This window comes from Limnohabitans sp. 2KL-1 (assembly GCF_003063435.1).
GTDB lineage: Bacteria > Pseudomonadota > Gammaproteobacteria > Burkholderiales > Burkholderiaceae_C > Limnohabitans_A.
The window spans coordinates 12730-25552 of sequence record NZ_NESL01000007.1 but is presented as its reverse complement, the minus strand read 5'-3'; the positions used below and the strand labels follow the sequence as shown (position 1 = coordinate 25552).

General features: G+C 53.0%; 12 protein-coding genes. 7 read left to right on the top strand and 5 right to left on the bottom strand.

Annotated features, from left to right (window positions below):
- The first annotated feature begins 261 nt into the window (after nt 1–261).
- Genes B9Z47_RS13665 through B9Z47_RS13640 form a run of 6 tightly spaced genes read left to right on the top strand, consistent with a single transcriptional unit; the run spans nt 262 to nt 5368 of the window.
- Complete coding sequence (locus B9Z47_RS13665) at nt 262–1029, top strand: sugar transferase (protein WP_199226402.1); 768 nt, start codon at nt 262–264, stop codon at nt 1027–1029.
- A complete protein-coding gene (locus tag B9Z47_RS13660; RefSeq protein ID WP_108331797.1) occupies nt 1029–2510 on the top strand; it encodes a hypothetical protein in 1482 nt (493 codons plus the stop codon). Before B9Z47_RS13665 ends, B9Z47_RS13660 begins: the two co-directional genes overlap by 1 nt.
- Before the next feature lie 20 nt (nt 2511–2530).
- A complete protein-coding gene (locus tag B9Z47_RS13655) occupies nt 2531–2872 on the top strand; it encodes an STAS domain-containing protein (RefSeq protein ID WP_108331796.1) in 342 nt (113 codons plus the stop codon).
- A 15-nt stretch (nt 2873–2887) separates the two neighbouring features.
- Nucleotides 2888–3319 carry a hypothetical protein gene (locus B9Z47_RS13650; RefSeq protein WP_108331795.1) on the top strand — a complete coding sequence of 144 codons (432 nt, stop codon included), beginning with the start codon at nt 2888–2890 and terminating at the stop codon, nt 3317–3319.
- Nucleotides 3316–4947, top strand: a complete 1632-nt coding sequence (locus B9Z47_RS13645) for a SpoIIE family protein phosphatase (protein WP_108331794.1) — start codon at nt 3316–3318, stop codon at nt 4945–4947. The genes B9Z47_RS13650 and B9Z47_RS13645 overlap by 4 nt, the downstream gene beginning before the upstream one ends.
- Before the next feature lie 34 nt (nt 4948–4981).
- A complete protein-coding gene (locus tag B9Z47_RS13640; RefSeq protein ID WP_158271694.1) occupies nt 4982–5368 on the top strand; it encodes an STAS domain-containing protein in 387 nt (128 codons plus the stop codon).
- 61 nt (nt 5369–5429) lie between these two features.
- Here the strand turns inward: B9Z47_RS13640 and B9Z47_RS13635 are convergent, their stop codons facing one another.
- A complete protein-coding gene (locus B9Z47_RS13635) occupies nt 5430–7616 on the bottom strand; it encodes a hypothetical protein (RefSeq protein ID WP_108331792.1) in 2187 nt (728 codons plus the stop codon).
- Nucleotides 7617–7797: 181 nt separating this feature from the next.
- Here B9Z47_RS13635 and B9Z47_RS13630 point away from each other — a divergent pair, with 181 nt between their 5' ends.
- The gene (locus B9Z47_RS13630) at nt 7798–8982 is read left to right on the top strand and encodes a glycosyltransferase family 2 protein (protein ID WP_108331791.1); all 1185 of its coding nucleotides are present in this window, start codon (nt 7798–7800) and stop codon (nt 8980–8982) included.
- A gap of 55 nt (nt 8983–9037) precedes the next feature.
- Here the strand turns inward: B9Z47_RS13630 and B9Z47_RS13625 are convergent, their stop codons facing one another.
- The 4 genes from B9Z47_RS13625 to B9Z47_RS13610 are packed head-to-tail and all read right to left on the bottom strand — an operon-like array spanning nt 9038 to nt 12822.
- Nucleotides 9038–9589 (bottom strand): hypothetical protein, encoded by a 552-nt coding sequence (locus B9Z47_RS13625; protein ID WP_146185806.1) that lies wholly within the window; start codon nt 9587–9589, stop codon nt 9038–9040.
- Complete coding sequence (locus B9Z47_RS13620) at nt 9589–10599, bottom strand: acyltransferase family protein (protein ID WP_108331789.1); 1011 nt, start codon at nt 10597–10599, stop codon at nt 9589–9591. The genes B9Z47_RS13625 and B9Z47_RS13620 overlap by 1 nt, the downstream gene beginning before the upstream one ends.
- On the bottom strand, nt 10596–11717 hold the full coding sequence (locus B9Z47_RS13615) for a WecB/TagA/CpsF family glycosyltransferase (protein ID WP_158271693.1): 1122 nt from the start codon (nt 11715–11717) through the stop codon (nt 10596–10598). The genes B9Z47_RS13620 and B9Z47_RS13615 overlap by 4 nt, the downstream gene beginning before the upstream one ends.
- On the bottom strand, nt 11710–12822 hold the full coding sequence (locus tag B9Z47_RS13610; RefSeq protein ID WP_108331787.1) for a glycosyltransferase family 4 protein: 1113 nt from the start codon (nt 12820–12822) through the stop codon (nt 11710–11712). Before B9Z47_RS13610 ends, B9Z47_RS13615 begins: the two co-directional genes overlap by 8 nt.
- Nucleotide 12823 lies beyond the last annotated feature (1 nt).

Below are 12823 nucleotides of genomic sequence, written 5' to 3'. Positions count from 1 at the left end.
TTACAAACCAAAATAATCAATAGAATAAGAAACAAGAAAAAAACTGTTAACGAAATGTTGATTTCTTAAATCAAACTGACAAGTCTGATTACTTTCAGGAGACACCCTGACAACCGCCCAAACTTCAATTCGACGATGCCCAGTTGACGGCCGGCGATGAATAATAATTAGCTCAAATTTGAATCGAAAATCACCCGTCAAATCAACGCTTCACACCTGCGAAAACAACAGCCAGAACGCCATTCCGCCCTGAAGACCTTGATGACCACGCACATGCTCCCCACATTACAGACCACCGATGAAATCGCCAAAGAGCGGTCCGATGTTCTGTGGGCACTGGAAAACCGCTTGAAGGGTTCCGGCCCCCAAAACATTCGGTACTGGCGATTGCTTTTGAAAAAATACATGTGGCTCGCCGGACTGGGGGTCGCCCGTGCACTCAAGCGCTCATTGGACATTCTGGCCAGTCTCATCGGACTGATTTTGCTGTCCCCCATTCTGTTGGTGGTCATGTTGGCCATCTGGTGGCATGACAAGGGCCCCGTTATCTTTGTGCAAAAGCGTGTGGGCCAATGGGGTCGTGAATTCAATTGCCCAAAATTCCGGTCCATGGTGCTCAACGCCGAGGCCCTCAAAGTCCAACTTTTGTCGCAAAACCAGCACAAGGACGGCATCACATTCAAGATCAAGCGCGATCCTCGCATCACACCCATTGGCCGTTTCATCCGGAAAACCAGCATCGATGAGTTACCGCAACTGTGGTGTGTTCTGGTCGGAGACATGTCACTCGTGGGTCCGAGACCGCCTGTGCCGCAAGAAGTCGCCAAATACTCACTCAATGAGCGCCGTCGCCTGGATGTCAAACCCGGACTGACCTGTTTTTGGCAGGTGGAGGGCCGCGGCGATGTCCCCTTCTCTCAACAAGTTGAAATGGACATTCGCTACATCGACAGCCAAGGGGTCTGGCTTGACATGCTCCTCATCTTGAAAACCATCCCTGCCGTGTTGTTCGGCAAAGGGGCTTACTGATGCAGTCTGTCCCCAATCCCAAGAAGTTCAGATCAGCCATCCTGGTGACGGGCAGTCCCTTGGATGAAAGTGATCAAGTGCCTTTGGCCATGGAGCGGGCGGTGCATCTCGTTCCCTTTTTGGGCAAGTGCCCGTTGGTCCATGTCCTTGAATCGATGGTCGCCCTGGGCATTGAACACATCACTTGCATCGGCTGGATGAACCCCGACTTGGCAAGAGACGTTTTGGGTGATGGGCAGCGTTGGGGCATCGCCCTTGAATGGATCACCGTTCAAGGACCGGAGGAGGTGTTTCAGAAAATATCGCGCCTGTCTGTGCCCTCCAATGAATATGTCTTGGTGGGCAGCACCAATACACTGCTGGACATCCGCCACGTGCCCACGCCAGTGTCGTCTTGCGCCTATGGCCTTAACCCAAGCACGAATGCCTGGCCTTGGCTGGTTTTGAACGAACAATCCCTGCGTCAGGCCGGCGCATGCCAATGGCACCACTGGCCTTTGGTGCCAGACCAACTGGGCCTACCTGCCATCGAAGTACCCGGTCTGCCCTTACAAAGTGGCCAGGACTTGCTCGCCGCCATCAGCCCCATGCTCAAGGGCTCTCTGCCCGTGGTGGTGCCCGCCGCTCAAATCGAGTCCGGTATCTACATCTCCCGCAATGTCGTGATTCACCCGACCGTGGTCATTCAGGGGCCTGTCTACATCGGAGAAGACGTTTACCTCGAAAAAGGCTGTCGCATCGCTGCGGGTTCGGTCATCGGCAAACAATGCCGCATTGGTCATGACACCACCATTGCCAACAGCATCATTGGCCCCGAAAGCTGGCTGGGTGCTGAACTGGAGTGCACACAGATGGTCATCTGGCGCGGTGTCGCCTGGAGCAACCGCTGGAAAGCGGAAATCGAAATTCGGGATACGGTCTTGCTCGGTTCAGGGGCGTGGCACTTGACGATGCAAAGAACATTGGCACAGGGACTTTCACTGTTGAGTGCGACTCTGCTGATGCTGCTGGTACTGCCTGTTTTGCCCTTCTTGTTCCTGCTGGCGGCCATGACAAAAGATTTGGAGATACGCCCTTTTGTCTTTCCCAAACGGTCACACCTGCACAAGCCTTCAAGAAACATCGTGTGCCTTTTTGGTGCCGGACCCAGCACAAGAGGCTGGAAGCATTTGCTCGGCTATGTGGTCCCGAATCTTTATCTCGTCATCTTGGGCCAACTGCACCTGACGGGCATGCGTCTGCGCACACAAACAGAGTGGAAAGCCTGCCCGCCCGAAGTCCAGAAATGGCTTTCCCGGCGATCTGCCGGGCTGATACAAGAAGAATGGCTCAACGGCCCACACAGCGGAGACTGGCTGGAATCGATCGTACAAGACCGATACCAAGTCGCTAGAGGCCGATCATTGCGCTATCAGGCCCATTTGCTCTGGCGTTATTTTTTCAAATTGACAACCGGCTCACATGAGCCCTTGCGGAGTTGACCGGATTTTCGGAGGTAAGCATGATCAAAAACTACAAAAGCAAAGAAGGCGTCAGCGTGATTGAGGTCACGGTTTCATCGCTGGACGCATCCAACACTGACACCTTCAAGGACGCCGTCAAGCCCTTGATGCAGGAAGGCAATCGCATCGCGTTGGACATGAAGATGCTCGACTTCATGGACAGCTCCGGTCTGGGCTCATTGGTCTGGATGCTGCGTGAGTCCGAGAAAAATCAAGGCGCGATTCGCCTCGCTTGCGTGACAAGGCCTGTGCAAACACTGCTTGAAATGGTGCGTATGCACCGGATCTTCCAGATCCACCCCAGCGTCTCGGACGCGGTCAATGCCTATTCACCCGCATGATGACGGAACACGACCATGAACACTTTTGATGAATTCCATGCGTTGACGTTCCTTGGGGATGATCGTCAATTCTTGATTCAGGTCGTCAAGGCCATGCAAGACATCTTGAACGATCAGCAACACGTCATGGCTGAGGCTTTGGCCAAAGACAATGTGGTTCGCATGCGCCAATGCACACACTCGCACTTGCCCACTTTGAAAATTTTTGGCTTGTTAGAGGCTGCCAAAGTTTTTGAAATGTTTGAGGCTGCGGTCAGCCGTCAGGACCTGGACGCCGTCGTGCGGCTGAAGCTGGCTGTGATGGCCCATTGGCACGATGTTCAGCGTGTTCTCAGCGAATGGCTGACGCGGCAAATACCCAACGAACTGGTGATCCCGATTCAGCAAAATGACACCATGCTTTTTCAGGCCACTCAGAACCGATTTTTCCCCGTCGATGGTCCATGAGCGAGAGTCCGGAGCCGTCACGCCTGAAGGTCCTGATCGTCGAAGATCACCCTGTCACACAATTGATTCTTTTGCGCTGGCTGAAGTCGCAAACGTTCGACGTTCAGTTTTGCGCCAGCGAAGACGAAGCCCTTGAACTTTTATCGCAAGACAATTGGCACGTTCTACTGACAGACTTGCACCTGGCCTCGGACTGCGAGACGTCCGATAGCCAAACCGGTCTGTTCTTGCTCAAATATGTGCGCACTGTCTGGCCTAGCGTCAGCTGCGTTTTGATGACCGCCTGGGGCGAACAGGACAGTTTGTCGAAAGCCGTTCGACTCGGTGTTGATCGCATTCTGATCAAACCGCTCAAACGCGATGAGCTGCTGTCGGTTCTGCACCGCCTGGATCAAGCCCGCAAAACCCGAGAGGCCTTGTTCAAAGCAACGCATGAACTGGAATTGCGGCGACAATCCATTGAGAAATTGCGCAACAGGGAGCGACAATTTGCACTGCTGATCCAGGAGTCGCTTTTGTTTCACGTCCAAGCCAACCCCTTACCCGGGATCTCATTGAGCCATGAGATACGCTCACTTTATGAGGTCAGTGGCGATGTGCTGGACGTGACCGTTCGCGTCGAAGGCTGCGTTGACATCCTGTTAGGCGATGTCATGGGCAAAGACATGGCCGCAGCGCTTTTGTCTGCAGGCATGAAAAGCGTGCTGGCCACCACACCCGACAAAAGCGTCAAGGGCTTGATGAATGCTGTTCTGGCACGCATGACCCCGATGCTGCAATCAGCAGACAGTTTTTTGACCTGCATTTTTTTGCGCGTAGACACCCAAGCGGGCACTTTGGAAATGGTCGATCTGGGCGCTCCGCCCTTGCTGATTCAGCGCAGCGACCTGAACAACACCGTGATTCAGGCCCATGGGCAAATGATGCCCATGGGCATAGAACAAGGCCCCGTCACCAGCGTCGTTTTACCGATCTATCCAGGTGACCGGATTCTGCTGATGAGTGATGGCATTCTGGATGGCATGGCGCAGTCCAACACGCGCATGGCGGTGGATCAGATTGCACAGGAACTGATCGCCACGCCTGCGCTGCAAGAAGCACAACTGTGCAAGCGCCTGATGCAAATCAGCGAAGACGCGACAGGCCATGCGGATGACCGAATTTGCATGGCCTTGCGGTTTGCACCCACCGAGCCTGCTTTACCCCATCGCTGGACATCACAGTTTGCTGACAATCTGCAAGAACTGGCAGCCATGAGGGCTTGGCTTGCTGAGCTTTTCGGCCACATGAACTTGTCGGCAAGTGACTGGGCAGCTGGCGTACTGCTGGGCTGCACCGAAATTTTCAGCAACATCGTCAAGCACGGTGAACAGATCAGCAACGCCCCCGCACACATTTTCATGCTGGTCCATTTTGGTCACGGGTCGTGCAGCATTGAATGGCATTTCAAAATGCGCCCTTTCAATTTTGACCCTTACAAACCCGTGCAACTGCCCTCCCCTGAATCGATGAGCGAGTCGGGCTATGGCATGTTCCTCGTCAGTCAACTTTTTGAGCAAGTGCACTACTTCACGCACAGCCCTGAACATCAAAGCATCATGGCCCGCAAGCAGATACCTGCGGCCTGAGCCCTCTTTACCCACCACCGCGCAGGATCACTGGATGCAACTGACCACAACACCACTCAGCGCGGCCGACACCATGCTCGTGCATGTGCCTCTCGACCAGCTTACCCATGAGAATGCGCTGGCGTTTGACAACGCCCTCGACGCTGTCCTTGAGCAGTCCCAAAACACCATCCTCGACCTGGAACAAGTCGCCTTCATGGACAGCATGGTGATGAAAAAAATCCTGAAAAGCCAGCAACGCGTGAACAAACGAAATGGTCACCTCGTTTTGGTGCGACTCAGCCCTACGGTCAATGCCCTGTTTGAGTTGATCGGTTTGAGCGAAATTCTGACAGTGCAGCAGGATGTTGATGGTGCGTTGGCTTTTCTGAAAGCTCAGCAGACTTTGACGTCACCGCCTGCGGCCAACGCCAGCAACTGAGACTGTCCCCCGCACAGCCCAAACCAGGCCATCCCAAGATGGCCCCCTCAATCAGAGGACATCAAGCCAACTCGGTTTTGATCTTGGTCTTGATGAATTTAGCGGCACGCCTTTGCATGCGCCAAGCAGACCACTGCGTTTTGAGCATTTCAAGGCGCAAAGACCAATAAGGTACCTGCATGAATTCCTTGTACTTTTTACCCGTCAAACTCTCCACAATGACCGGGTCCACACCGCTGCTGGATGGCCCAATCGGCACACCGTTGACAAACAGGCCCACCGCATCCGGATCCAGTTTCTCAAGCACCCCTTTGGCGCGCACCACATCGGCTTTGGTCATGGACTGAATTTCAGCCACTAAAAATACCTGACCGATCACCTCGATCAACAATTCTGCATCGGCACTGAGCAACAAAGGCGGCACGTCCACCAAAATAAAGTCGTACGACTGAGACCACTCGGTCATCGCCAACTTGAATTTGTCCAGCCGCCTCAGGCCGTTTGTCCGATAGGCCCCAATGGACACCACATCGAGCAAGGTGCCCTCATGGTTGAAACTGGAAACCACCTGCGTCAATTCAGCGCGCCCCGAAAGGTAATCGGTCAAACCGATTTTGAAGTCCTCAAAAGCGCCATGGGGCTTGAAGCTGTTGGCATCAATCACCAATACCTTGGGGCCCAGTTGAACCAAGGTGCGCGCAGTCTCCAGCACCACACGCGTGACCCCCGTGCCCAATTTGACCGAGGTGAATCCATACACCTGACGGTTGTGCCGCGCCTTTTCGCGGATCAAGGTTGAACTGAAGCGTCGCATCTGATCTGCGGCCTTCATCTTCGAGGCATAGTCGCGCATCCGAACCAGCCAACCGGCCGCCGAGATGCCCATGGCTTTTTCGGCCTCCATCACACTGCGCAAGTTGCGGTCCAGAATTTCGATGACCGTGGGCAAGATAAATCCAACCAAGACAGCCGCCACAATGACCATCAGCAACATTTTGACTTTTCCTGTCCCCATGGGCGTCTCTGGCGGCAATGCAGCAGTCACCAAACGCACAAAGCCAATGGCGTTCTTTTCGCTCAACAGGTAATTCACGCGGTCCCTGATTTCGTAATAGTCTGTCTCGCGCCTGTTGAGCTCTTTGGTGATCCAAACCGCCCTGCGAAAAGTGCGGGCAAAGTCACTGGCTTGGGCCTGCACCTCATTCAGTTGCTTTTGTATGTCCTGCTCCGTTGCTTTGGCCTGTTCTGCTGCGGCAATGAATCTTGTCAGAAGGTTTGCCTGCGCCAACTTCTCAAATTCGCTCTCACGCAGGGTTAGCCGTTTTGTCATGGCTTGCAACTCGGCCTCCATACCAGCCTTTGCAGGATGCTGACTGGCTAACCCAGAAGTGAGTCGATTCAACTCCTCAGTTCTTTTCACCACCTCATTGCGCAGCGATTGCAGGCCAGCGTCTTGAAGACGCAACTCCAACGCCGACCGTTGGTATGTGGATGACACCTCTTTTTCGTTACGAAAAGATGCCAAAGCAATTTCAGCCTTCATCCGTTCAATCGTGGCATTGGCGAGCTTCTCGTTCAAAAGTCTCAAATTGCCATCATAGGGATTCTCGGTATTCTCATTGAAGGTGGTCAAATTCAGCTTTTCAGCCAACCCAGCACGCTCATCTTCGAGTTTCGCCATTTCTCCCAGCAATACTTTTTGTCTTTCTGACAAAGATTCGGCTCGATCTGATGAGCCATAAATCTGCTCTTCACGGGTTGTCTGGATAAATGCATCGGTGATTGCGTTCACCAACTCGTCCAAATGCTTCTTGTCGGTGTCATCCCGACCAATGCGAACCATATAGGTCTCAGGAATGCTGCGAACGTAGGTTGTTTTTTGCAGGCTTTCAATGTACCGGCGTTCGCTCATGGCCGGGGGCTTGAGGTCAATGCCTTTGTCATTCAGGCTCTTTATCGCTTTTTTGAGAACGTCATAGCGTGTCACTGTTTTGGACAGGTGAAACACAAACTGCAAGTACTGACTGTTGGACTGAAGCTCAACTTCCTTGTCGGTTTCCAGGTTCTTCATGTACGCAGGCGCCACCATGAACACCGCTTCGGCGTTGTATGAACTTTGGCCTTTGAACCACGCAAACGGCACCCCCGCCAAAACCACGACCAAGGCCACAACAGCACTGATCCGCCAATGACGTATGAAGCTTTGAATGGGCGCAATGCGTGCGCTAGGAGGGGCATTGGTGGACATGACACTTTGCCTAATTTAAAGAAGCATGAAAGGCGAACATCAGGGATGTGTTTATTTTCACAAAATTAACTAATATATAAATTATAGTGCCATAAATAATTTTTTTATGAATCTAAAGAATGAATAAATGATGTGCATTGTGCGTATGATGATCATTTTCTAAGCGCTGTTGAATACGCCAATGCTCTCGTTCTTTTTTGCATTCTTAAGCTTACTGCTCATCATCCCCGCGTTTTCAATGCTGACATTGACGCTGGCATCACTCAAAACAAAGGCACATCAACTAAGCCCCAAGTTAGGCCAGCGAGACATTTCTTTGGTGGTCATCGTTCCGGCACACAACGAGTCGACGCATCTGACGCCGACACTTCAATCCATACGCAACCAAATGGGCCCCAAAGATCGTCTTTTGGTCGTTGCCGACAATTGCACAGACGATACGGCCGAGGTAGCGCGTACATTCGGTGCCGAGACGATTGAGCGGTTCAATGACGCTCTTCGTGGCAAAGGCTTTGCTCTCGCTTTTGGTGTTGACCACTTACGTTCAAGCCCACCCGATGTGGTTGCCATTGTTGACGCTGACTGTCTGCTCTCTGAAAACGCACTGCAACTCCTTTCCGCCGAATGCCATACGTCAGGCCACCCCGTACAGATGCTTTATCTGATGACGACTACGGGACCACACAGCGCCCTTCGCTTCAGAGTCGTTGAGTTTGCAATGCTGATGAAAAACAAAGTCAGACCTTTGGGTTCTTTTGCCATAGGGGGTGCATGTCACCTGATGGGCTCGGGAATGGCTTTGCCTTGGAAACTCATTGCAAGCTCAAATTTGGCCACTGGTCACATCACAGAAGACATGAAACTGGGCATTGAACTGACCCTACAAGGCACCCCTCCCCGTTTTTTGTCATCAGCCCGAATTGACAGCCAATTTTTGGAAAACAGCGCTGTCATCAAAGGTCAAAAATCACGATGGGAACACGGCCATATGGCTGTCATGGGTGAAGAATTGCCGCAATTGTTGTGGCAAGCGCTCAAACAACGCAAAGCGGCCCCGATGGTCCTTGCCATGGATCTGATGATCCCGCCAATTGCGTTTTACTTGATGCTGCTCAGCGCAGTGCAATTACTTTCCTGCACAGGAGCTTGGTTTTTTGATGCATTGAAACCCATGGCTTGGGTCACCGCATCCGGTTTTGCGGCCTTATCGTTGTCGGTTCTTGTTGGCTGGTGGTTTTTTGGTCGTCATCTTTTGAGCATGCGCGAACTGCTGACCACCCCTTTGTACGCGATCTGGAAACTGCCCATCTACATTGCCTATTTCATGAAAAAAAGGTCTGGCTGGAAACGTACCGACCGCCACTGAAGACGAATGAGACTTCTATTCAGTAGAATCATTTTCGAACAAATCAGCCTCTCCTTCAGTTGTTCCGATAAACCCGCCAAGCGCCCCATAGCGTGAAGCAAATGCCCGCAGCCTCCAGCCATTTGTGCACCGACACACCGGCAATGCGGATGTACAAGATGGCATCGACATCATGAAATGAAATCGACTGCAAAAATGTCAACCCAACCAATGCCATGGTTCCCAACACGACCGCCCCATAGTCAGCCCACAAATAGCGCAGCGAATGGCGCAGCCTAGCCAGCAGCACCAACACAATGGCGACACCGACCAAGATCACATCAAACTGCAAGCTTCTTCTGGCACCGTATTGCCCGCTGTCCCGGGCGATACTGCGCGCCAGATACAACAAAATTTCATTGATTTGAAAAACGGCATTCAACGACATCAGGGCGAGTACACCGCCCATGAAGAGACAGGCCCTTTTTTTCTCCCCTGCCGACCATCCTACCGACAGCATCATGAACGCTGGAAGTCCGTAGCCTAAGGCCATCACCACATCTTTCCACTGAAATGGGTGGCTGAAAAACCAAACATCCAGGGCTTGACTCACGACATCCATCTGCATCATTTCTGCTTCCCCTTGCGTCGTACCCCGACTTTGCCCAGCGACTTGCCCAACATGAGGAACCCAGTCAGTCTGCTTTGCGTGGCCCATTTTTCTATCCACATAGGCCCTGCAACGCCTAACAGCCCGCCCAGCGCAATCTGCAATGGAAGCCATGACATGGCCATTTTTTCTGTAGCAATGCGAGACGCTGCCGTAAAAAAAACATGAAACAAATAAATGGCATATGAGGAAGCGCCAACCTTGGCCCACCATGCGCCCTTTAAAGGCATGCGCAAAACAAGCACACACAGACACAAACCTGCCATCAACATCTCCGCAGTTCTGCGGTCCGGGTTGGGCATCGGCACACCCATGCGAAACATGGCGATCACGGCGACAATCAGAATTACAAACATCACCCCGTTATTCATGGCGAGGGCTCTCACATCAAAACGAGACAACGCCAGGCCCCACAAAAAATAAGGCGCAAGGTAAATGGCGCCCTCAATGCCCAGCATGCGAGGGCCGCCGATCGACAGATACAGCGCGACAACACACACGAACCAGGCCGCAAACCACCAAGGCCTGGCCAAACGCCCCCATTTTTCCAGCAAGGCCACGCCAACAAAAACCCACAGCAAGGACTCCAAATACCAAAAGTGCGCTACGGGCTCAATGTGCAGCAAATACCAACGGTGCACTGCCGCATTGCTCCCCGGCACCATCGACTGCAACAGTGCAAAGATGGTCCCTACAAACAACATGGGCACCAGCAATCGGCGGGCCTTGCCCTTCATGAATGAAGCCACATCACCTTGAAAAGGTCTCAGCGCATACACCCAGCCAGACAAAAAGGTGAACAACGGCATGCGCAAATAGGCCAAGCCATCATTCAACCAACGCACAGGTCCATCAGCCACACGCAAGCCATTTGTGGGACTGTCACCCACCACGTGGTAGAGCACCAACAAAACACAAGCCAAACCGCGTAGGGATTGAATTTGGGCATTTTTTTCTGCAACGGTCATCTCTGCTCACCTTGCATGGTCAATAAAAAGGTCAACCCATGCCAATGCAGCAAGCGTTTGGCCATTCCATCGCCGGCCAGCAGACTCAGGCTGCGCTGTTGTGCTCGCAAGCATCGGCATAAGTCCAGCAACTCCCCGGCCAACTCGGGACCCATGTCCGTCACATTCGTCAGGTTCACGGTCACAGCGCCTTGGCCATTTTTGATTTGATCAAACCCAGCATGGCAACGCTCAACATCCGATGCACGCCAAGCCCCATCCAGGCGCACCATGTGGTCGCGTTCGTCGGCTGATTCAACCCACAATCGGGCCATCTGCTGTGCAGGTTGCCATCTTCGCATCCACGTCCAGACCATGTAAGGCAGCAACTGCTTGGCGAATAAACGAACAAAGGCCAGCGCATCTTGCCCATACCTTCGCCACAATGCCGGCTCCTCCTTGATGCGCCACAACCATTCAAGCCCTGTGCGCTGCACCCAAAGCGGTGCGCGCAATACAGTGCCTGCTGCAAAGTTGATCACCGCGCCCAGATGACTGATTACCGGCACAACGATGGTGGCACGGTTTTTTTGCAACCACGCCTGCCCCTTGACGGCTCCCATGGCCACCACCAGGATATCGGCTTGGCTGGCATTGATGTGGTCAATGAAATGCGGCGCACTCAATGTATCCACTGAACCAAAACCGGGCGAGGCATGCCCTACGCACACCATGTTCTTCGTATTTTTAGTCAGGTTTTCGGCTGCTTGTTCAGCCGCCCCATCGGGGCCACCAAAAAAATAAACACGCAGCGGCATTTCGCCTGGTGCCAATGCATCGTTTTCCAGCTTTTCAAAAATATTGGACCCGGTTACCCGCTCAGGCAATGGTGCGCCCAGCCACCTAGACATCCAGATCAAAGGCATACCATCTGCTGTCGACAGGTCACTGTCAATGACCGATAAACGAAAGGCCAAATCGGTTTGGCAACCCATCAAAAAATTCAAGTTGGGTGTCGACAGGAACAACCTTTGTTTTTGTCTGACGGCTTGCCGCACCCGGTCCGTGGCTTCTTGCAAAGTCAACCGGTCCATAGGCAAACCCAGCAGGCCCATGACCTGTCGTCTGTTGTCATCCATGTGATCTGCGCTCCCTGGCTTGGGCTGCGTGGTCTTGCAGCAAACCCAGCAATCTTTGTGTGGCGTCTTCCCACGAATAAGCATGTGCGCGGGTGTGGGCCAGATCTGATCGCCTAAGCCAATCGGATGGCGACTCAGACAACACCGCCACCATGGCATCGGCCATGGCCTGTGGCGACTCACTCGGCACCAACACGCCACCACCATTTGCAAGCAAATCAGGGGCTGCGCCAATCGGCACGCCAATCACGGGTGTACGACAAGCCATTGCCTCTAAAATCGGCAGCCCAAAACTGTCCAAGCGTGAACCAAACAACCAGACATCGCATTGGGCGTACAAACCAGCCAGCATGTTTTGAGCAGGTCGTTGAAAGTACTGCGTCCCTATAGGCAAGTCCTGAGGACTCAACAGGTCATCGACTCCAAAGCTCAGCACCTGCAAATTCGGTATCTTTTGACGAGCCAAATCACAGGCCGCAGCGCAAACATCGGCCCCCTTGATGGCCGCTTGGGCATAGATGAAACCGACCCTTGGAACCAGATTTCGCGCTCTGGGTGATGCGTTGAACTGAACCAGATCTACCGCATTGGGTACCACGTGCATGTCCAACGGGCCGAGCTTGTCCTCAATGGTCTGCCTCAACCCATGAGAGATGGCAATCTTCAAATTTGGGTGGCGCAATGCCCTGTGTACGCAGGGTGTATGAGATGGATCAATCCAAATTTCGTAACCCTGTATCAAATGAACATGAAGGCCTTTATTACTCGGCAACTCGTGCATCCAATCGGCTGTTTCCCACCATGTGGCCACAACCACATCCGCATCCGGCAGATCGCTTGCAACAATGGCCCTCTTCCGGGGTAGCACCTTGTGCGGCACACCTGAGTTGGCCACATGGCCGGGTCTAGGCTTGATCATCCGCATCAAATTTCCCCAACGCCCACGCACCAAGGTACTTACCCATTTTCGCAGCGGTGGTTTGTCAGGGGCATTGCTCACCACCAACACTTCGTGCCCCAACTTTTGCAAGCATTTCGCATACGTTGCCACGACCCGGTTGCCACCAGTCAGGTCATCTGCCGGCATTAAAAAAGTCCATTGCATT